This window comes from Staphylococcus sp. GDY8P126P (assembly GCF_017891965.1).
Classification (GTDB): Bacteria; Bacillota; Bacilli; order Staphylococcales; family Staphylococcaceae; genus Staphylococcus; species Staphylococcus saprophyticus.
Map to the genome: position 1 here is coordinate 460,412 of NZ_JAESKG010000002.1, position 21,291 is coordinate 481,702.

22 protein-coding genes are annotated in these 21,291 nt (G+C 34.0%); 6 read left to right on the plus strand and 16 right to left on the minus strand.

All coding sequences use genetic code 11. The annotated features are described in order from the left end of the window. Positions 1 to 13: 13 nt before the first annotated feature. Together KA893_RS04770 and KA893_RS04775 are read right to left on the minus strand one after the other, a co-directional pair. Entirely contained in the window at positions 14 to 730 is a 717-nt protein-coding gene (locus tag KA893_RS04770) for a ThuA domain-containing protein (protein WP_194375977.1), read from the minus strand. Between the two features lie 10 nt (positions 731 to 740). Next, a complete protein-coding gene (locus KA893_RS04775; RefSeq protein ID WP_002484063.1) occupies positions 741 to 1,832 on the minus strand; it encodes a Gfo/Idh/MocA family protein in 1,092 nt (363 codons plus the stop codon). 221 nt (positions 1,833 to 2,053) lie between these two features. On the opposite strand from KA893_RS04775, the gene KA893_RS04780 reads away from it, so the two are divergent. Further along, entirely contained in the window at positions 2,054 to 2,815 is a 762-nt protein-coding gene (locus tag KA893_RS04780; protein ID WP_002484064.1) for a MurR/RpiR family transcriptional regulator, read from the plus strand. 160 nt (positions 2,816 to 2,975) lie between these two features. On the opposite strand, the gene KA893_RS04785 is transcribed toward KA893_RS04780, so the two are convergent. From KA893_RS04785 to pta, 6 genes are all read right to left on the minus strand, one after another. Next, the gene (locus KA893_RS04785) at positions 2,976 to 4,592 is read right to left on the minus strand and encodes an alpha-glucoside-specific PTS transporter subunit IIBC (protein WP_037539044.1); all 1,617 of its coding nucleotides are present in this window, start codon (positions 4,590 to 4,592) and stop codon (positions 2,976 to 2,978) included. A 260-nt stretch (positions 4,593 to 4,852) separates the two neighbouring features. Continuing rightward, positions 4,853 to 5,929 (minus strand): phosphomevalonate kinase, encoded by a 1,077-nt coding sequence (locus tag KA893_RS04790; protein ID WP_041079769.1) that lies wholly within the window; start codon positions 5,927 to 5,929, stop codon positions 4,853 to 4,855. Between the two features lie 12 nt (positions 5,930 to 5,941). Then, the gene (gene mvaD, locus KA893_RS04795; RefSeq protein ID WP_037539081.1) at positions 5,942 to 6,925 is read right to left on the minus strand and encodes a diphosphomevalonate decarboxylase; all 984 of its coding nucleotides are present in this window, start codon (positions 6,923 to 6,925) and stop codon (positions 5,942 to 5,944) included. Positions 6,926 to 6,930: 5 nt separating this feature from the next. Beyond that, positions 6,931 to 7,854: a mevalonate kinase gene (gene mvk, locus KA893_RS04800; protein ID WP_194375978.1), complete on the minus strand. Its 924-nt coding sequence runs from the start codon at positions 7,852 to 7,854 to the stop codon at positions 6,931 to 6,933. Between the two features lie 598 nt (positions 7,855 to 8,452). Beyond that, complete coding sequence (locus KA893_RS04805; protein WP_194375979.1) at positions 8,453 to 9,289, minus strand: lipoate--protein ligase family protein; 837 nt, start codon at positions 9,287 to 9,289, stop codon at positions 8,453 to 8,455. Continuing rightward, the gene (gene pta, locus KA893_RS04810) at positions 9,289 to 10,275 is read right to left on the minus strand and encodes a phosphate acetyltransferase (protein WP_115340706.1); all 987 of its coding nucleotides are present in this window, start codon (positions 10,273 to 10,275) and stop codon (positions 9,289 to 9,291) included. Before pta ends, KA893_RS04805 begins: the two co-directional genes overlap by 1 nt. Before the next feature lie 175 nt (positions 10,276 to 10,450). Here pta and hemQ point away from each other — a divergent pair, with 175 nt between their 5' ends. From hemQ to KA893_RS04825, 3 genes are all read left to right on the plus strand, one after another. Next, a complete protein-coding gene (gene hemQ, locus KA893_RS04815; RefSeq protein WP_002484071.1) occupies positions 10,451 to 11,200 on the plus strand; it encodes a hydrogen peroxide-dependent heme synthase in 750 nt (249 codons plus the stop codon). A gap of 537 nt (positions 11,201 to 11,737) precedes the next feature. Further along, on the plus strand, positions 11,738 to 12,508 hold the full coding sequence (locus tag KA893_RS04820) for a threonine/serine exporter family protein (RefSeq protein WP_373688260.1): 771 nt from the start codon (positions 11,738 to 11,740) through the stop codon (positions 12,506 to 12,508). Positions 12,509 to 12,519: 11 nt separating this feature from the next. Continuing rightward, positions 12,520 to 12,972: a threonine/serine exporter family protein gene (locus tag KA893_RS04825; protein WP_194375982.1), complete on the plus strand. Its 453-nt coding sequence runs from the start codon at positions 12,520 to 12,522 to the stop codon at positions 12,970 to 12,972. Between the two features lie 294 nt (positions 12,973 to 13,266). Here the strand turns inward: KA893_RS04825 and KA893_RS04830 are convergent, their stop codons facing one another. From KA893_RS04830 to KA893_RS04845, 4 genes are all read right to left on the minus strand, one after another. Further along, on the minus strand, positions 13,267 to 14,754 hold the full coding sequence (locus tag KA893_RS04830; protein ID WP_002484074.1) for an APC family permease: 1,488 nt from the start codon (positions 14,752 to 14,754) through the stop codon (positions 13,267 to 13,269). A gap of 61 nt (positions 14,755 to 14,815) precedes the next feature. Beyond that, positions 14,816 to 15,178 (minus strand): DUF423 domain-containing protein, encoded by a 363-nt coding sequence (locus tag KA893_RS04835; RefSeq protein WP_002484075.1) that lies wholly within the window; start codon positions 15,176 to 15,178, stop codon positions 14,816 to 14,818. A gap of 36 nt (positions 15,179 to 15,214) precedes the next feature. Beyond that, the gene (locus KA893_RS04840) at positions 15,215 to 15,580 is read right to left on the minus strand and encodes a DUF5327 family protein (RefSeq protein WP_002484076.1); all 366 of its coding nucleotides are present in this window, start codon (positions 15,578 to 15,580) and stop codon (positions 15,215 to 15,217) included. A 2-nt stretch (positions 15,581 to 15,582) separates the two neighbouring features. Further along, positions 15,583 to 16,239 (minus strand): uracil-DNA glycosylase, encoded by a 657-nt coding sequence (locus KA893_RS04845; protein WP_002484077.1) that lies wholly within the window; start codon positions 16,237 to 16,239, stop codon positions 15,583 to 15,585. Between the two features lie 323 nt (positions 16,240 to 16,562). Here KA893_RS04845 and thiD point away from each other — a divergent pair, with 323 nt between their 5' ends. Next, positions 16,563 to 17,393: a bifunctional hydroxymethylpyrimidine kinase/phosphomethylpyrimidine kinase gene (thiD, locus tag KA893_RS04850; RefSeq protein WP_002484078.1), complete on the plus strand. Its 831-nt coding sequence runs from the start codon at positions 16,563 to 16,565 to the stop codon at positions 17,391 to 17,393. A gap of 72 nt (positions 17,394 to 17,465) precedes the next feature. Here the strand turns inward: thiD and isaB are convergent, their stop codons facing one another. Then, positions 17,466 to 17,975 (minus strand): immunodominant staphylococcal antigen IsaB family protein, encoded by a 510-nt coding sequence (isaB, locus tag KA893_RS04855; RefSeq protein ID WP_002484079.1) that lies wholly within the window; start codon positions 17,973 to 17,975, stop codon positions 17,466 to 17,468. Positions 17,976 to 18,266: 291 nt separating this feature from the next. Between isaB and vraX the strand changes: the two genes are divergently transcribed. Then, entirely contained in the window at positions 18,267 to 18,437 is a 171-nt protein-coding gene (gene vraX / locus KA893_RS04860) for a C1q-binding complement inhibitor VraX (protein ID WP_002484080.1), read from the plus strand. Positions 18,438 to 18,691: 254 nt separating this feature from the next. On the opposite strand, the gene KA893_RS04865 is transcribed toward vraX, so the two are convergent. The 3 genes from KA893_RS04865 to KA893_RS04875 all read right to left on the minus strand — a co-directional run bounded on the left by KA893_RS04865 (position 18,692) and on the right by KA893_RS04875 (position 21,149). Continuing rightward, entirely contained in the window at positions 18,692 to 19,138 is a 447-nt protein-coding gene (locus KA893_RS04865; protein WP_002484081.1) for an ASCH domain-containing protein, read from the minus strand. A 123-nt stretch (positions 19,139 to 19,261) separates the two neighbouring features. Next, entirely contained in the window at positions 19,262 to 20,617 is a 1,356-nt protein-coding gene (locus KA893_RS04870; RefSeq protein WP_194440778.1) for an MATE family efflux transporter, read from the minus strand. Between the two features lie 109 nt (positions 20,618 to 20,726). Then, positions 20,727 to 21,149 carry a MarR family winged helix-turn-helix transcriptional regulator gene (locus KA893_RS04875; protein ID WP_041079775.1) on the minus strand — a complete coding sequence of 141 codons (423 nt, stop codon included), beginning with the start codon at positions 21,147 to 21,149 and terminating at the stop codon, positions 20,727 to 20,729. Positions 21,150 to 21,291: the final 142 nt, after the last annotated feature.

Here is a 21,291-nt window from a genome sequence, read left to right on the forward strand (position 1 = left end):
GATGCCCCCAGAATTATTTTTCTGATATTTTCTCTAACGGTATCGCATTACCATACTCATGTTTAGGTGTCCCACTACTGTAAGCCCATACTATGCCATTTTTTATAACTTGTTGGACATTCGTATTGTAATATGTTGGGTAGCTTTCGTGTCCCGGCCTGAAATAAAATATTTTGCCATTACCTCTTTTAAACGTTACACCACTTCTAAATACTTCTCCGCCCTCAAACCAACTTATAAATACTGTTTCATCTGGCGTTGGAATATCAAAATGTTCTCCATACATTTCTTCTTTTTCTAGTTTAAAATGTGATTCTATGCCTCTTGTGATGGGATGTGTTGGATCAACAACCCACAAACGTTCTTTTTCATCTGCCTCCCTCCATTTTAAATCACACGACGTACCCATTAAGGATTTGAAAATTTTTGAAAAATGTCCAGAATGTAAGACTACAAGCCCCATGCCGTCTAATACACGCTGCTTCACCTTCTCTACTATTAAATCCTCTACTTCATCATGTGCCTTATGCCCCCACCAAACAAGTACATCTGTCTGCGATAATACTTCGTCAGTCAAACCATGTTGTGGTTCATCTAATGTTGCTGTAGTTACGTTATGCTCAACATTCAAAAACGATGCGAGCGCATGATGTATACCTTCGGGATAAACTGCTTTTACTGTTTCATTTTCTTTCTCATGTCGATATTCATTCCAAATTGTAATATTCATAAAATGTCTCCTATTCATTTGATTTATCGTTTAAATATACAGCTTTACCTGTTTTCGCTGATTCATATATAGCTTCTAAAATTTGAGTGACAACGAAAGCCTCATGTGGTTTAACTATGGGTTCTGTATCGTGAATGATATTATTTATCCAAGCACGTGCTTCTTCCTCTGCTTCGTCTATTGTTTCACCTTCATAAAAATCTACCCCTGTATTTTCTAATTCAATTTCAGATGTATACAACGTTTCTAAATCTTCACCATGAATACGTAGACCATTTTTCATATCTGCTCCACCATCTGTACCTGATAAAGAACATTTAGCTTCATCAACTTCTAAGGAATTAAGCGCCCAACTCGTTTCTAATATAATCGTGGCACCATTTTTCATTTTGATAAATCCAAATGCAGAGTCCTCCACAGTAAATTTACTTGGATCCCATGGTCCCCATGCATTTGCTGCATTCGCATGATTCCCTAATTTATGGAATGTTGAGCCCATCACCGATTCAGGTTCATAATTATCCATCATCCATAACGTTAAATCTAATGCATGTGTCCCGATATCAATTAGGGGGCCACCACCTTGCTTTTCTTCATCTAGAAAAACACCCCACGTTGGAACTGCGCGTCTGCGAATAGCATGAGCTTTACTGAAGTAAATTTCTCCTAAATCTCCACGTTGTGTTACTTTATGCAAATACTGACTGTCTGCTCGAAATCTATTTTGATAACCTATTGTCAATTTTTTATTATTACGGACTGACGCATCAATCATTGCCTGCGCTTCAATAGAAGTTTTTGCCATAGGTTTTTCACACATTACGTGTTTACCTTCATCTAATGCTGCAACTGTAATTTCTTGATGTGTATTATTCGGAGTACAAACATGTATCACTTCTATATTGCTGTCTTTTAATAATGCTTTATAATCTTCATATGCCTTTGCATTATTGCTACCATAGTTTTCTGCAGCCTTATATGCTTTAGCAATGTCAATATCGCAAAAAGCAACCATCTCTACTTCAGTGATTTTTTCTAAACTTGGTAAATGCTTTCCATTAGCTATACCGCCACAACCAATAACACCAACTTTTATTGTCATCGTCTCATCTCCTATATAACATTAATCAATTTCTTTGAAGTAAACGCTTACAAATAGCAAAAAAAATATACTTTTAATAATTTAAATCTAAATTAAGTTAATAGTAAATTAAATAAGTAAAAACACCAATAAATTTGACGTATTTAGAATTTATATATTAACATTAGAATATATTTTCAAAATTCGGAAATTTTTCCAATGAATAGGTGGCATCTTTTTATATGGTTCTAGATCATCTTATTAATAAACACTTTGAACAACTAACAGAAAATGATTTACATATTATCAATGTTATTAGACAAAATATTGATCAAATTTCAAATATGAAAATTCATGATTTAAGTAAACTGACCCATACTTCCATATCCACTATCCATAGACTTGTTAAAAAAATGGGATTTGAAGGTTATAGTAATTTTAAATTTTATATAAAAATGGATTCAAATAATGAATCACCTCAACTTGCAAGCGCCGATCCAATTATTGAAGATGTGAGAAGAACCGTAGAACATCTTGAAATGTTTGACTATCACACGCTTAATCAATTAATCGAAACTGCTCCATTTATCTATATATTTGGTACTGGTATGGCACAGCAAAATGTTGCACGTGAAGCGCAACGACATATGTTATCTATTTCAAAAAGAGCAATCGTTATAAATGATGAAACCGAATTGCGTTTAGCCATAGATCAAATGTCTGCTGATGATTTACTGTTTATCATCTCATTATCAGGAGAAACCAAGAATTTAATTGATCCCATACAACTCATTAAATCTCGTGAATTGCATTACGTATCTATTACGACTTTGCATGATAACTATATCGCTAAAAATGCTGCGTTTAATGTATATGTTAATAGTGCACCTATTCAATTTTTTAATACTACAACATACTATAGTTTTACACCTTACTATGTTGTATTTGATTTTATAGCTAGAACGTACCATAACTATAAAATCAATAATAACTCATTCCTGTAATAATTCATCTAAGTCTAGAAAACATTATAGATGCATATGTGTTTTTCTAAATAATATAGGCTACTTTCACTCAAGGTGCCATGCTTCATTTCAATAAAGTGTAAGAAAAGAAATTGATCAAGTTGATATTTCTTTTCTCACTTCCACTAACATGTACACTTTAGTGTTTAGCAGTTTTATTAAGTAGTTGCTCTACTTCCTCTCTTATTTGAGGAACTGAAAGTCCAACAATGACCTGAACGTTTTTACCACTCTTCACTAATCCATGTGCGCCTCCATTTGATTTAAAGTAATCATCTGCCGCTACTTGTTCAGGGTTTGCCACTGTTACACGTAATCGCGTTGCACAATTGGTAACATCCACTATATTTTCTGTGCCACCTAAACCTTCAATATATACTTCAGCTTTTCTTTGATATTCGTTAGAACTATTAGAGACGTTGCTTTGATTTTTATTTTCACGATAATCTTTTTTCGTATATAATTTAGTATCTTGATTGTCGTCTTTTTCTCTACCTGGCATCGGTATATCAAACTTCAATATGATAAATCTAAATAAATAATAGTAAATAAAGATAAAAATGATACCAATGATAAATTGCGCTACATATGTCCCCCAATGTGAACCAAATAATGGAATCCAATTTGTTGCTGCAATTTCAATAAAACCGCCTCCTAAGTTACCAACTAATCCAAATGCATGCATAGTCGTAACCATTGTTGCCCCCAGTATGGCATGTATTAAAAATAAGAAAGGTGCAATAAAAATAAAGGTAAATTCTAATGGTTCTGTAATACCAGCAAATACTGCCGTCAATGTAGCTGCTAATAATAACGCACCGACTTCTTTCTTTTTATGAGGTTTGGCAGTGGAATATATTGCAAGTGCTATACCTATTGATCCAAATATTTTAGTATTCCCTTGTAATAAAAATCCGCCGCCAGGGAAGATGTCTTTCAATGATTTCTTGGTCTCTGAATATTCAGTAAGGTGCGAAATCCAATATGATTTAATGCCACCATTCACAACTGCAGGTCCATATTCAAATGGCGTATAAATAAAATGATGTAATCCTGTTGGAATTAGTATTCTTTCTAAGAAATGAAAGAGCCAAACCCCAACATAGCTAGATGAAGCAAGAAATACTTGTAACGATGCGATCCATCCTTGAACTATTGGCCATCCCCAACTTGTTAGAAAAGCCAAAGGAATCATGCTAAAGAACGCAAGCATTACCACAAATGGAGAACCTTGAAATATACCTAAAGATTCAGGTAACTTCTTATCGTAATACCGATTATGTAACCATATGGCGATACCAGAAATAATTAATGCACCAATGATATTAGTATCTAATGTTTTAATACCAACTAACTCAGTTATCCCAGTTACATCGTCAGGGCTACCTTTAAAATCCACACCAAAAGCTGGCCCCCAAGTTGTTAATATGCTATTGATAAAATAATTAAACATCATATAAGTAACCACTGAAGACATGACCGCATGCCCCGCCGATTTCTTCGCTAATGAAATAGGTAACCCAATGACAAAAATAAGTTCAATATTTTCAAATACAGTCCATCCACCATTTTCAACTAGCGACCATACTTGAAACCATAAACCTTCTGGATCCGCAAGATGTCCCATTATGGCTTCATTTTTGAAAAGTGTAGCTATACCTATAATGATTCCAAAGAATGGAAACAATAATACTGGAACAATCATTGCCCCGCCAAATCTACGTATAGCATTACCAAAATTCCGTCCAATGTTCATAATAATCACCCTTTTTCCACGCAGTTAATGTAAGCGTTCTCTTAAGGTGATGATATGCTTTAGTTTATATAACATCAATATAACTAGGGGATTTTGACACTATGTACCTTTGAATGATTTTATTTTCATTAAAAGGTAATTTTTCCTGAATATCGTTTTCTAAAACTAAACTTTTAAATAACAATAACAAAGAGAAAAATTGGAATAATAAAAACAGTACCTAATCTGTAGATTAGTATACTGCTCAAGTTGTCATGACTTTATTGACCATGATAAATATTAAATTCTAATGGTTTCACTTCATTCTCTAACCATTCTTGATATATCAATTTCTTATTAATATCACTATTTATAATCGTAATACCACAGTCACCGCCACCTGCACCAGAGGTTTTAGCAGCACCGCCATATTTTTCTGCTACAGAACACAACACTTTGAGATGTGCCGTTTCTATATCTATCGTAGCTTCTTTATCCATAGATTGAATAATTTCGCGATTGGTACGAATCATTTGTTGTACACCTTTAATATGGTTTGTTTTAAAAGCATGGATCAACTTTTCAACACATAGGTGGGAACGTTCTAAAAACTTACCATAAAACGTTGGATCTGACTTCAAGCGTTTCACTTCACTCACTAAATGATGAGACGATGCAGGAGATCCTGTCCAACCAATCAATACTTCCATATTTTCCGGTGGTTGCAACGGTTCAATATGCAGACCTGGCCAGTTTTTATTCAATACTTCATTAACAGATGTATCTTCAATTTGTTGAGAGACCCACTCATGATCAAATGTACTGTACGCTAACCAACCAGTGTAAATACTAACAGCGATGTCACCACATGAACTTAAACTCTGCAATTTCATATTCGCGATTACCGCTAGTTTATAAATATAAAGATTTGATAAATGCGTTTCATAAAACTCATTCAATACTTTAACTACAGAAACAAGCACGGCTGCACTTGAACCTAACCCGTATTTATGGCCATTTGCGTCATCTAAATTACTATCAATCGTTAAATTGAAATGTTTTAAACTGATATGGTTACTGCGCACATACTGTTCAAATACTTCAATTGCTGTAATGACATATTTAAGTTGTTTAGCTGCATGTACATCGGATACGACGATTTGATCTTCTCTTCTTTGAAAAGTCACTGGATCATGATGTAGTGTTTTAGAATGTATGGTACCTTGAGGGGCATTTGAGTCTTCAATTGAAGCAGTTACAAATCGATCAACCGCAATTAATACGGATTTATATCCTGGTTCAGTAACTGCATATTCACCTGCAATATAGAGTTTACCTGGTGCTTTTACTTGAATCATTTTATCTCTTCCTTACTCAATAATTTCAACGCCTGTACTTATAATGTCACTTGCAATAATTTGATCTTTATCAAAAGATTTATGTAGCGCATCAATAACTGCTTGTTGATTTTTCTTTTCTACTAAAATTTTCACATTAGGTCCTGCATCCATTGTAAAATAACATGGATATCCAGCTTTTCTACACTGATCAACAATATCCATCGCAAGATAGCTATCCTCAACCATATAAGTAAATGGAGGTTGTGCACCTAAATTGGTTGCATGCATACGTAAACCATTAGCTTCAATGACTTCACCCATTTGCATAAAGTCTTTTCGCTCAATGGCATGCTTAACTGACGCTATGTCTTCATCTACATGATTTAACCAATATTGATAAAAGCGAGATGTATCACGTGTATGTGACATACCGGCACGACTCGATACTTTTTTTGTTTTATTATTAATAACTACAAAAATCATTGCCAACTCTTGTTCCCAATGATCTGCTTCAATGGGAAAACTGTACGATGATTCATCATCATGCCCTTTTTCCCATTCTACAAAGCCACCGTAGATACTTCTTGATGCTGACCCAGAGCCTCTACGTGCTAACCTAGATAATGCTTTACCCGTTAATCCAAGGTTTAAAGCCTTGTCACAAGCAGCTGCTAATGCGGCATACGCACTTGCTGATGATGCTAAACCAGCAGCAGTTGGAACATGATTGTCGCTCTCTATATATGCAAACATTGTTGTGCCTGATGTCGCTCTAACAATATCCATATAACGACTAATTTTAGCTGATTCACTTGCAGTAACTGTTTCACCATTTAGTATAAGTGTATCTTTCGTATAGCTTTCATCAAACGTAACTTTCGTTTCAGTATAAAAGCGTTCTAACGCAACAGATAAACTATTATTCATTGGAATAATATATGTTTCGTCAGCCTTTCCCCAATACTTAATCAGTGCAATATTTGTATGTGCACGTGCCTTACCACTATTCACCAACTTCATTACCCTCCTAAATATTCAATCCATGTATGATGCGCACCTAATTGCGTTGCACTTTCTGCAATACGCTTAGCTGTCTCTTCATTAGTTGCAAGTACAATCATACTTCCACCACGGCCACCGCCAGTTAGTTTACCTGCAATCGCACCTTGCGCTTTACTGGCATCTAATATTTCTTCTATTTTGTCATGACTGACTGTAAGTGTTCTTAAATTTTTTTGACACAGATTAAACACCTTAGCTAATTGTTCAAAATTATGATGTTCAATTGATTCACTTGCTTCATGTACAAGTTTACCAATATGTTCAACATATTGCAGATATGTACTATCACCTTCACATAATTGGTGTACATCCTCAACAGCTTGTTTAGTAGAACCACGAACACCAGTATCGATAACTACCATATAACCATTTAAATCTAAAGGTTTCAATGTTGTAACCTTACCTTGTTTGAACCATACGGGTTTATTTGAGACGATTGTTTGTGTATCTATACCACTCGGCTTACCGTGAGCAATGCGTTCAGCCCAATTTGCTTCTTCTATTAACATTTCATCCGATAGTGGCTCATCCAAATAATCAAAACTTGCGCGCACAAAAGCGACTGCCATCGCAGCACTAGAACCTAATCCTCTAGAAGGTGGCAAGTTCGTATAGATTGAAACTTTAATAGGCGTCGCTATATTATATTTTTCAATAAAACGTGTAATGACTGCTTTCAAATGCTCTGGTGCCTTTTGTAATTCTCCATCGTATACATCACTTTTTATATATGAAGCGTTTGTTGTCTCTAGAGATTCTATTTTCGCTTTAACTTTTCCAGTTGTAAATGGAATTGCAATAGCTGGTTCGCCAAATGTAACAGCATGTTCGCCTATTAATATTACCTTTCCATTCGCTTCCCCGTATCCTTGTTGTGCCATATTTTCAATCACCTTTAGTATTTTCTTTAATTTTATATTTTCTGTGTACTACACCTTTTTTGTGTATACCCGCATCCTAATTCTGCTTATGCAATGAACTATATTCCCTGGGAAATAAACTGTTTTCACAGCGTTCAATAACGATGCCTCTCTTAATTATTTAAAGCATCTTTAATATTCATTCTAAAATAATCGTTCTTTTTCTATTTTTGCACATACCATTACACATTATCTCATAAATTTCATATATTACCATACGACTCTAGTCATAGATGCATTATTTTAGCAAAGGACTTGAAATTAATGATTCAAATGCACTGTAAATCGTTGTTACAAAAAGTTAACACCAGCTACTAATTATTTTCAATACTTCCCTATTATAAAACGCACTAGCCATATATTCAAAAAACTCACGTTAAATTCAAGGAATTTTATTAGTACTGCATTTTTAACCATACTTTCACTATATTACTTATTTCATTTCTATAATTCAACAGATATAAAAATCCATTACCACAAATTATGCTGAAATCCGCAAAACAAAAAGAACAGGTGAATTACTTCGATTTGAAGTATCTCACCTGTTCTTTAATTAACGTCAATCCATAGAGCGGTTTATTTTCGCATTACGTTCAATCATTTTTTCAAAATAACCTTCATAACTTAACCATTCTTCATCGGTAATAGGGTCCATATTCAAACGGCCACCTAAATCTTTAATTGCGTATAATAATTGAAACATGACATCTTGCACAGTAATCGTTCTGCCTAATAATGTTTCAAGTGAGGCCATGCATTGCGGTTCAATGTCAGGGTATGTGAATTTTGTTTCTTCACCTTGTAACGCACGCGCATAAAATGATTTCATCATATCAGCACGTTCACTACCATCACCTTCCACACAGAGATAAACTTGCACTGCTATTCCACCACGGACGCGTCTTTGAGAAATACCAGCAAATTTCTTACCATTAATACTCAAATCAAATTTACCGGGACAATAGGATCTTTCGATTTCATGTGTGTCGATATCTACATCTTCATCTTCAAACATTTTTGCAATTAATAAATACATTACAGTAAAAGCTTCATCAATGGTAATATCATGTTTACCTTTAAAGAGCAGCGATATATTAAGTACGCCTTGATCTAATACAACACCAAGACCTCCAGAATTTCTAACGATTGCATTGTAACCGCGCTCTTCTGTGAGGTAGCGAATCCCCGCTTGTAAATGAGGCAATCTTGAATCATGGATCCCCAGTATAACAGTATGCTGATGTACCCACGTTCGCACTACACTACACGATAAATCTTTTCCAACACTTTCTGAAAAAGTATCATCAAATGCAAAAGACTGCATTGGTTCTAATCCTGAGGAATGATCAATATAACGCCAATCTATACCATTAAAATATTTACTTGCTAAATCCATTATTGTAATGATTGTGCTGCAGTAATGATTGATAAATTATACACGTCTTCTTTAGAACAGCCACGTGATAAATCATTCACTGGAGAATTAAGACCTTGTAATACTGGACCTACTGCATCAAATCCGCCTAAACGTTGTGCAATTTTATAACCAATATTACCTGCTTCTAAGCTTGGGAATACGAATACATTTGCATCGCCTTGAATTTTTGCATCAGGTGCTTTTTTCTTAGCAACTTCAGGTACAATTGCTGCGTCAAATTGGAATTCACCATCTACAACAACATCTTCTAAATGATCTGCTTCAATTTTCTCTTGAGCTAAGTTAACAGCTGTTGCAACTTTTTCGACATCTTCCGATTTTGCAGAACCTTTAGTTGAGAAGCTTAACATTGCAACGCGTGGTGACATGCCAAAGCTTTTAGCAGATTTTGCACTTTCCACAGCTATTTCTGCTAAATCTTGTGCTTCAAGTGTTGGATTGATTGCACAATCTCCAAAGATATATTGTTTATCGTCTTTAATCATGAAGAAAATACCAGAAGTTTTAGAGACACCTGGTTTTGTTTTGATGATTTGTAACGCTGGACGTACCGTATCACCAGTTGAATGTGCCGCACCACTTACTAAACCTTCTGCTTTACCAGTATAAACAAGCATTGTCCCAAAGTAGTTAACATCTTTCAACATCTCTTGCGCTTGTTCTTCAGTCGCTTTACCTTTACGGCGTTCAACAAATGCAGTAACAAGTTCTTGTTTCAATTCGCTTGTTTCTGGGTCAATGATTTCTAAATCTGAAATTTCTAAACCTTTATCACTAGCTAAGGCTTTGATGTTCGATTCATTTCCTAATAATATAGGAGAAACATAATCAGTACCTTGTAATTGTGTTGCCGCTTCTAATACGCGCTCGTCTTCACCTTCTGGTAAAACGATTTTCACGTTTTTTCCCGTAAGTTTTTCTTGTAATACATCTAATAAAGTCATTAGGGGCCTCCTCAAATTTCTTTTCTTAATTATTTTACGTTTCTCATTATACGTTATTGTTTCTTAGAATTCCATGTCACCAATTTGTAATCATTTACTTATGTTTTAAGTGTTCCTTTATGGTAGAATTTTGTAGTGAAGACATAGAATTTTTCATGAAAAAGGAGCGATTTAAATGCCACAAGCACCAGAAACGTTAGATGGATGGTATAGTTTACATTTATTATACGCTATTGATTGGTCAAGTTTACGCTTAGTTCCAACAGAAGAGCGTCAAACAATCGTAGATGAATTACAAACATTTTTAAATAAACATGAAGAAGCGCGTACAAATCACGTAGGTGATCATGCTTTTTATAATATTACAGGTCAAAAAGCAGATATTCTTTTATGGGCATTGCGTCCAGAAATGAAAGATTTAAATGCTTTTGAAAACGAATTTAATAAATTGAAGATTGCAGATTTCTTAATTCCAACCTATTCTTATGTATCAATCATCGAATTAGGTAATTATCTTGCAGGAAAATCTGACGAAGATCCTTATGAAAATCCACACATCAAACCAAGATTATTCCCAGAATTACCACAATCTGAATATATTTGTTTCTATCCTATGGATAAACGTCGTAATGAAACTTATAACTGGTATATGTTACCGTTAGAAAAACGCCAAGAATTAATGTATGCTCACGGTAAAATAGGTAGACAATATGCTGGTAAAATCAAACAATTCATCACTGGTTCAGTGGGCTTTGATGATTTTGAGTGGGGTGTCACTTTATTTGCAGATGATCCTTTACAATTCAAAAAAATTGTTTATGAAATGAGATTCGATGAAACAACTGCACGTTATGGCGACTTCGGAAGCTTTTATGTAGGTCATATTGTGACTAAAGATAACTTACAAGATTTATTTGCTTTATAAAATCATTCAATGGATTTATCATATTTCTCAAACTAAAGAAGGTAGCGGCAATTGATGTCGCTACCTTCTTTATATATTTTTTCATACATCTTCTCAATTTCCGATGTACACGTGTTATCAATTCACTTTAATCATAAAAAGAATTCTCAAATTTTATTAAGTGTGAATCAGCGCAATAAACAAAGGCACGCTCATCACATAAATAAGTGTGCCTTTGTTGAATGTAGTGTGTTTGGGAGAACTTTTAATCACTACTTAATTTAATATTAACTGTTGTATATTGTCGCTACTCAATACATGTCTGTAACAGTTAACTAATACTATTCTAACCTATTTGAAATATTTGAAACATAAATGTATTGAATTAATTGCACAAAATACAGTTTTCCTTCATTTAAGCACTTGCTCCAATTCAAATAACAAATAACGATCATAAAGTGTTACAATAAAAAATATTACTTTAGCAACTTATACTCAACCTGTAGGCAGTGATTGTCAGGGTTGCTCAAATAAATATTAATTGGTGATTAAATGACAATATATAATCAAGCTATAGAAAGTTATGATGAAAAGATGGCAAAAGATGTCATCATGTTAGCAGGAAGAATATTATTAGAATCTGGTGCAGAAGGCTCTCGAGTAGAAGATACGATGACACGCATCGCTATCACTTTGGGACACAAAGAAAGTAATAGCTTTGTTACAAATACCGTTATCAACTTCATGCTTCATGATGAGTCATATCCACGTATGTATAGAATTAGAACGCGCGATACGAATTTACACCGCATTTCCAGAACAAATGGCATTTCTAGACGTTTGGCGCTCGGTGACATTTCTTTAGAAGACGCATTTCAAGAACTTCAAAAAATATATCAAGAACAAAGTATAAAAAACCACTACCTTTTTTATAAATTCATTGCTGCTGCCGTCATATCTGTCAGTTTTTTATATTTACAAGGCGGCCATTTAACTGATGTATTAACAGCGTTATTAGCTGGTTCCTTCGGTTATATTGTAGTCGAAATATTACAACAAAAATTGCATGCCCAATTTATCCCAGAATTTATGGGCGCATTAGTTATTGGATTAGTCACCATTATCGGTCATAATCTCATACCCGGTGGTTCAATTTCTACCATTATAATTGCAGCAGTCATGCCTATTGTACCTGGTGTATTAATTACAAACGCAATTCAAGATTTGTTTGGCGGTCATATGTTAATGTTTACCACCAAATCATTAGAAGCGCTCGTTACTGCATTCGGTATTGGAGCTGGCGTTAGTACAATACTTATTATATTTTAGGAGTTATGTCTATGTTTTGGATATTAAATTTTATATTTAGTTATACCGCTTCCCTATTCTTCGGCGTTATATTTGATGTCCCAAAACGCTTATATAACACGGTAGGTATCGTAGGTGCATGCGGTTGGATGGTCTATATCATATTTTTCGATGGTTTAAATACACATACAATTTATTCAAGTTTCTTTGGTAGTCTTGCATTAGGCTGCTTAAGTCATATTATGGCACGCTCTAAAAAAGAACCTGTCATCATTTTTATGATTCCCGGTATTATTCCACTCGTACCTGGTGGTTTAGCATTTGATGCTACGAAAAATTTAGTACTTTTAGAATTTAGTAAAGCCATTAATACAATGCTTGAAGTAACGCTTATTGCTGGTGCTATCGCCTTAGGTCTACTTTTTGCAGATCAAATTTCTAAACTAATTATTTCAGGTACAAAAATACGTAAAAAAAGAATCTAATATTTATATAAATAGCCACACATGCGTTGAAAAGAGTGCATGTGTGGCTTATTTTATTAAAAATTTATTATAAATTCATTTAGTCATAAATTATTAGCTATCAAAACCTATATGTTTCATTTATGACACAGATTCTTCTGCAAACTGTGATTTATTATCTTTTTGATGGATAAACCAATTTATAGATTTAACCCAATAAAAAACAAGCAGCACACCGTAAAGGAATACTACTTGTTTTAATTCACTATTTATTAAGTTTTCTATGCTTTATTCATAAAATAATCACAAGAAAAACTATTTATTCGTGTTTTCAGCCTTGTTCTCATTAATTAAATCTACAACTTCACTTTCCGAACGGTTTAAGATAAGCAAGCTTAATTTATTATTATCCATGCGTTTTAATTTTGGATAACGCACAATAAAGAAGATTAAACCAATCACTAACCAGCCGCCTAATGCGATGTATGAAGGTGCTGAAAGTGACGCCGGAGAACCTGGAACTAATAATAACAACAAGAAGATAAATGATACAATTGATCCTAAAATCGCAAATGTTTTATAAATAGGTCCATACGTGTTACTTGATTTATTATAACTAAATAATTTAGCTGCTGATAAACAAGTAATGAAATAAGCTATTGATACACCTGTAGAAGACATATCAACAATCCAAGTTAGTGCTGTACGACCTAACCAAGGTGCAATTAATGTAATGGTTACTAAGAAAATAATTGCTATATAAGGCGTCTTATATTTTTTATGCAACTTGCTGAATACAGAAGGCATAATACCTGAACGTCCCATTGAAAATAGGAGACGGCTTGAACTCATTAAGAATCCATTTAAGCCAGTAAATATACCCATAATAATCGCAATTGCTAATACAGCTAAACCAATATAACCAAAGGCTTCTTGCGTAACAGCACCCGTTAACCATAAATTACCGTTTAGGCTTGTTGATGTTGTACCTAACCAACCTGTATATAAAATCATTAAAACATAAGTAAATGCAGCTGCTAATAAACTATATACAATTAATTTAAACGTCTTATTTGGTGCAAAATCAAATTCTTCTGCCGTTTGTGGAATATTATCAAATCCAACATATGCCCACGGTGCGACAGCAACAATCATAATGATGGAAGTAAACCAACCTTCTTTTTCATTGGTTAATGGTTGTAAATTATCTAAAGAGAAATTACCTCCAAAGAACGAACCAAAGAACAATAGTAATATAGTAATAACCATCGCTACACAGAAGTAGTATTGTAGTGATCCTGACACACTAGCACCTTTAATCGCTATAAACATAAATACAATAAGCAATAACGATGCAATGAGAATTTCAGTGATATACACGTCCCAACCTGCAATGGTATATAATTTTCCTGTTTCTAAAATATCTGGCAGTAAAAATTTAATTAACAAACTAAACGCAGTAGCATTTAATGCCACTACACATATGTAACCAAATGTTAAAAACCAAGATGAGAAGAAACTTACATATCTTCCGAATCCTAAAAAGCTAAAAGCAAACGCGCCACCCGAAACTGGGAATCGTTCAACTAATGCACCGTAACTCACTGCAATAAGTATCATTAACAATGCACCTATGACAATACCAATCGCTGCTGCAATTGGTCCCGATTGTCCTATCCAGTCACCCGGTAGAATAAATGCACCCCAACCGATACAAGACCCGTAAGCAATCGCCCACACAAATTTTTCAGATAGATTTTTCTTTAAATCTCCTCTATCTACTTGCTGATTATTTTGACTCATAAAAAATTCACCTCATGGAGTGTATTATACCCACAAGATGAATTCTATAACAATTATAAATTTATATTTTAAACGTACCTATCACTAACATTAACCAACCTACAATAAACAGTACGCCACCAATAGGTGTAATTGCACCTAGTATGCGAATTTGTGTTAACGCTAAGATATATAAAGAACCACTGAAAAATACAATTCCAAAGAAAAGTAACCAACCCGCCCAATTTACATTGATCGAAGTTGTACCACTAATAATACCTATGGCTAGTAATCCAAGCCCATGATACATTTGATAAGTTGTTGCTTTTTCCCATACTGATAAATATTTTGCAGACAGCTTATTTTCTAATCCATGTGCACCAAACGCACCGGTACCTACAGCCATCATTGCATTTAATGCGCCTAAAATAATAAACACTTTCATCATGATCTATTCATATCCTTTACTATTTAAAATTATTTAAAAATCAAAAATGGAATCACCATTGCCTATTTCATCATCTGTTACTAATTTATTCGCAGTAAGTGATGAATTTGTGCTTGTATTAGATGAAGAAACACCTGATACTTTTCCACCCATTGCGCGAATCTCATCCTCAGATACACCCTGCTTAGATGAGACATTCTGTGACTTAGACGCTTTAAAAGAAGAAGACACATTAAAACTGTTGTCACTATATACTTTCTTATTAGATGAACTGTCACTCACTAATGACGTTAACGTATGAATCGCATAAATATGCTTTTCAAATTCTGCGTTACTATTTGCTTCATCTGCTTGTACTAATTCTTGTTCAATTAATTGAATAATTTTATCTTTTTCCATTTTTAAACCTCACTCTCGCACCAATTCACGGGTTGTTTACCATTGGCTTGTAGATATGTATTTGCTTGCGAATAAGGCTTAGAACCAAAGAATCCTCTATACGCTGACAATGGACTTGGATGTGGTGATTGAATAATATGGTGTTTCGATGTATCGATTAATTTAATTTTTTGTTGTGCGGGTTTTCCCCATAATATAAACACAACGTGTGTTAAATGTTCTGATACAGCTTGTATTACTTCATCGGTAAACGTTTCCCACCCAACATTTTTATGTGAATGTGCTTCACCTTGTCGTACTGTCAACACAGTATTTAATAACAATACACCTTCGCGTGCCCAATCTTGCAAATGCGGCGATTTTCTAATACATCCCACATCATCTTGCAGTTCTTTATACATATTTCTTAAAGAGGGCGGAAATTTCGCATCTGGTTGCACAGAAAATGCTAAACCATGTGCCTGGTTCGGTCCATGATAAGGATCTTGCCCTAATATAACCACCTTCACTTGTTCAAATGGCGTTAGATCAAAGGCTTGATAAATATTTTTTCTATCTGGATAAACAATTTCTGTAGTATACTCTTTTTCTAAAAAATCATGCATTGCAGCAAAATCATGTCGCGTAGTTATTTCATGAAAAACATCCGACCATTCCATATACCTCTCACCTCATTGATATAATAACATAAAGCACTACTTTTTTGCTTCGCAAAAATTATTAGTGGAACTTCTTGCTTTAAGCAAGTTTAGTACCACTTACGTATGAACTTTAGTTCATATGTTCTTAGACCGTTTGCGCTTTAGCTCAGGTAATCTTTTATTCGTTACTTTCTCGACATCGAGATTATTAGTCCAATTACTTCTATAATAATATCTTTTTTCAATAGTGATAAATTTAACTTCACTACAAACTTCCTTTATTTAGAATACTCGACAAACGTGGTATGATATATGCAAAAGATATTTAGGAGTGAAATTCCATGGCATTGAAAAAAACATTAACAATTGCCGGTTCAGATACAAGTGCCGGTGCTGGCATGCAAGCCGACTTAAAAACTTTCCAAGAGCTAGGCACATACGGTATTGTAGCCCTAACTTCAATCGTCACGATGGATAAAAAATCATGGTCACATGATGTAACACCGATTCCATTTGATGTATTCGAAAAACAATTAGAAACGGCGATTTCCATTGGTCCAGATGCTGTTAAAACAGGTATGCTAGGTACACAAGAAATCATTAAACGTGCTGGCGACGCCTATGTTGAATCTGGCGCAGATTATTTTGTCGTAGACCCAGTCATGGTATGTAAAGGGGAAAATGAAGTACTTAACCCAGGAAATACGGACGCTATGATTGAATACTTACTACCAAAAGCGACAGTGGTCACACCAAATTTATTTGAAGCTGGTCAACTCGCTAATTTAGGAACATTAAAATCAATTGAAGATATGAAAAAAGCTGCTGAAGTAATTCATGAGCAAGGTGCTAAGCACGTTATCATTAAAGGTGGCAAAGCATTAGATCAAGATAAATCTTATGACTTATACTATGATGGTCAAAAATTCTATCAATTAACAACAGACATGTTCCAACAAAGTTATAACCACGGTGCTGGTTGTACATTTGCTGCCGCTACTACAGCTTATTTAGCAAATGGCAAATCACCGAGAGAAGCCGTTATCGCAGCTAAAGCATTTGTTGCCTCTGCAATTAAGAACGGTTGGAAAATGAATGACTTTGTCGGTCCAGTAGACCACGGTGCCTATAATCGTGTTGAACACATAGACGTAGAAGTGACAGAAGTTTAAATAATTTAAAAAGCCCATCGTTAACTTGTAATGTTAACGATGGGCTTTTATATTCCAAATTCTATTTATGGGTTATGAGAGCGTTGCACTTTTCACGTAACCATTACTTACATAAAATACAATATGACCTTTGCCTACATCATATCCGTATAAGCCATCGCCACTTGCTTTTTTCTCACCATTCATGGGTTCTTGATATTCATAATTTTGACCATATTGCACACGTATATCTTTAAAACTTACTGCTTTATTTTGTATATCAAAAGTTACACTATTCGCTTTATTTCCATTAATTTGTTGGAATGTTTGATCATATATTGTTTTAGTCGCTGTATCAGAAGTATATTGACTATTCACTTTAATACCATTAAATTCAACATTACCTGCTTTTAAACCATTATAAAATGATTGATCTAGTACAAAATCCCCACCTTTTGAAGTATAACCACTATACTCATACCAAGGTTGCGTCGTTGCTGCTTGTGCTTCGGTTTGTGATACACCTTCATTAGAAACGCTTATGCCTAATGCAGTCCCAAATACAATGCTACCAGCTACAAAAGTCTTTGCTATCTTATTCATTTGGTATCACTCCATTTAAAGATTTTTTGAATCAAATTACGATTCGATTACAATGTTACAGAAATATTACTAAAAGTGCAAATTTAAACTAAATATACGATTTATTATTTTGATTATTAGATAACCTAACTTTTGTAATTGTCTAACAAATCATCAGAAAACGCTTTACATCAGCCTTTCTGATGTTATACGACGTTAGACTGATAAAAAGTTGATACTGTAGACTCATGTATTTCGCATGAATTTCTATTATTATATGTAGTGTAGAGAGATGAAGGAGGGAAACTCAACATGATTATCTACAAACAGGCTTTTGAAAATGGTAACCCAATATATGAAATTATCACCAAGACTTTCAAAACGATTTCTGTTAAGTTCGATGAAAGCTTCAACACGAATGAATTATATAAGTTACTCTCTCTACTAGAAAATGATGTTGATAACATGAAATTAAGTTATTAAGTTATTTTCGACTCATCGAAGACAACACAGAAGATGCAATAAATTGAAATTAGAAGAAACGATATACAATTAACTCCCCTTATTAAGAAATATGAAATTAAAAAAAGTATGTCTAAGTTGTCCCCTTAAACATACTTTGAATAACACATCCCTATAAAAACACACCCTAAGTGGTACACAGTTAGACAAAGATTGTCCCCTTTGTTTGCTTGGAGAGCAACCTCGAAGCAGTTCTAACTGATGTACCACTCTTTTTATACATACAGTAGCTTAAACTCTTCACAAACCATCATTGAAGTTTCATTAAAATCGATTTCTAATGATTCATAATACGGTTTAAAGAATGCTGTGTGCGCTTCACGCCAATATGTTAACGATTTATCTCCTTCACCTTCCAAGAAAGCATGATGTTCTGTCACCTCATTGAACGGCGTTTGGTATACACGTGTCGTCTCAATCACACATTGTGGATGACCTTTCTCATTTAATACAACACTGACATCTCCTACTTCCGGTAGCGGTTCACCTTCTACTTTGTATGTCTCATAACCACTGGTTGTTGCTGTTTTTTCACCTTGTTTTACTAAATTAGCTAATTCATCTTCATCAACACCAAAAGACCATGCTTCAAATTGTACACCTTTGTATTTTGGAAATGCTTCAATAAATTTGCGCCAATACTGCTCTACTGTCAAAGCCATATAAAATCCCCCATATTTATAAATAGTTCGTTACTATTTAAAAATAACACAAAACGAAAAAATCTTCGCGCAGACATTTTGAATGCACAAAGATTTTTGTATTATTATATTAAATTAGAAAGATTAACCTTCTAATAATTCTGCTTTATCTACTGTCAATCTATCTCGTAATAAGTAAACAATGAGCATCGCAGCCAAAGCACAAATTGTTTCTGCAATTAATAATGACCATACGATGCCAGTTAAACCGAATAATCCATTCAATACAAATAGAACTGGGATAATGACTACACCTTGTAAAATAGCCATGATCGTTGCACCACGTCCTTGACCAGTCGCTTGCAACATACCAGTAAATAAGAAACCAATGCCATTTAATAATAATGAGGTCATTGTTACTTTCAACATAAATGTCGCCATTCCTCCACTAGCCGCATCATTAGAGAAAATACCTATCAATTGATGACCTGTCGTAAACACAATGACCATGCACACTGCAAAAATCACAACGATTGTCATAATTACGACTTTAATAATATTTTTCATACGTGCTTTATCAGACATAAAATTGTAAGCAATTAATGGCACTACACCTTCACATAGCCCCATAATAATCAATTCAGGAAACTGTACTAATCTAAATGAAATACCATAACCCGCAATGGCAAAGTTACCATAGCCAGCTAAAAATAAATTTAAAACTAATCCTGTAACGCCCATTAAAATACTCATTAGAAATGCTGGAAAGCCTACTTTAAAAATTTCTACTAATATTTCTTTCGTCGGTCTTACATAGTTCAAACTCATTGTAATTATGTCACTTTTCCTCAAAAAATAAATGATAAAAAATAGCGACGCAACAACGTTTGAAATAGCTGTACCTAAAGCAACACCTACTACATTTAAATCAAAACCAAATATTAAAATAGGATCTAAAATGATATTCAAAACCACACTAGCCAACATACCAATCATTGAGATAATTGGTGCACCAATGGATCGAGCGAATTGTTCTAAGATAAAGAACAATATGACAAATGGTGCGCTTAGGAACATTACTTTTAAATATGCACTTGTAAAACCAAGTGTTTCACCACGTGCACCTAATAAATGAGCAATTTGTTCAGTAGCGAAAATAGTCATTAAAATAACAATAACTCCTAATATAAGGCCGCCATAAATAGAAAAACTACTCACAAATTTCGTTTTCACATAATCTTTCGCACCTAATAACCGGGAAATATAAGTTCCTCCACCGATACCAAATAAATTACCTAAACCCATTAACACTGCAAATATAGGTAAAGTGAGTGAAATGGCTGATATCATGTGACTATCACCTAAAAATCCAATAAAATAAATGTTTAAAATACCATAAATTACACTTAATAAACTTCCTATCATCATAGGAATTGAAAAATGCATCATCGCTTTAAATACTGAAGATTTTTCAAAATAATATAACTGTTCGTCTTTCATTTCTATATTACTCCTTTTTATTTAGACACCTAATAATTAGATATCTAACTATATATTCAAAAATATGGTGGCTGTTAATTTTTCAATTTATAACAGCCACTTATAGTAACTAATCTTCTAAACTGCTAAGCATTTTAGATAGATTTTGTTTCATTGTTTCATTCTCTGCTTCTGATAACTGCGCACACATGAGTGCTTCAATCTCGTCAAATACACCTGTAAACCCTTCAACTAATTTCCTACCTGATGCAGTTAGACCTAAATTTTTTCGCCTAGTATCATCCGCGTCTACATAACGGTATATGAGCTTCTTACTTTCTAAGTTCTTAAGTAAATTACTTACTGTTGAACCTTTACGTTGTAAGGCATTCACAATGTCGTTCTGTGTAAGTCCATCCGCTTGGTGTGCATACAAGTAACCTAGCGCGTGACCTTGTTCGTTTGTAATATCATACATTTTCAAACGCTGATCTGCCTTGCGTTTCATCTCATGGCTTATCATTCTAAATAAATATCCATATGACTGTTCCAAACAAGCACCTCATTTAATTAGATATCTAACGATAATAATACACTGTTTTTTTCTAGTGTCAATTGTTATTTTGATATTTTTTAATTTAAGAACAATACTATCATCACTTTGATTTAAAAATATTGACTCAAGCGGCATTTAT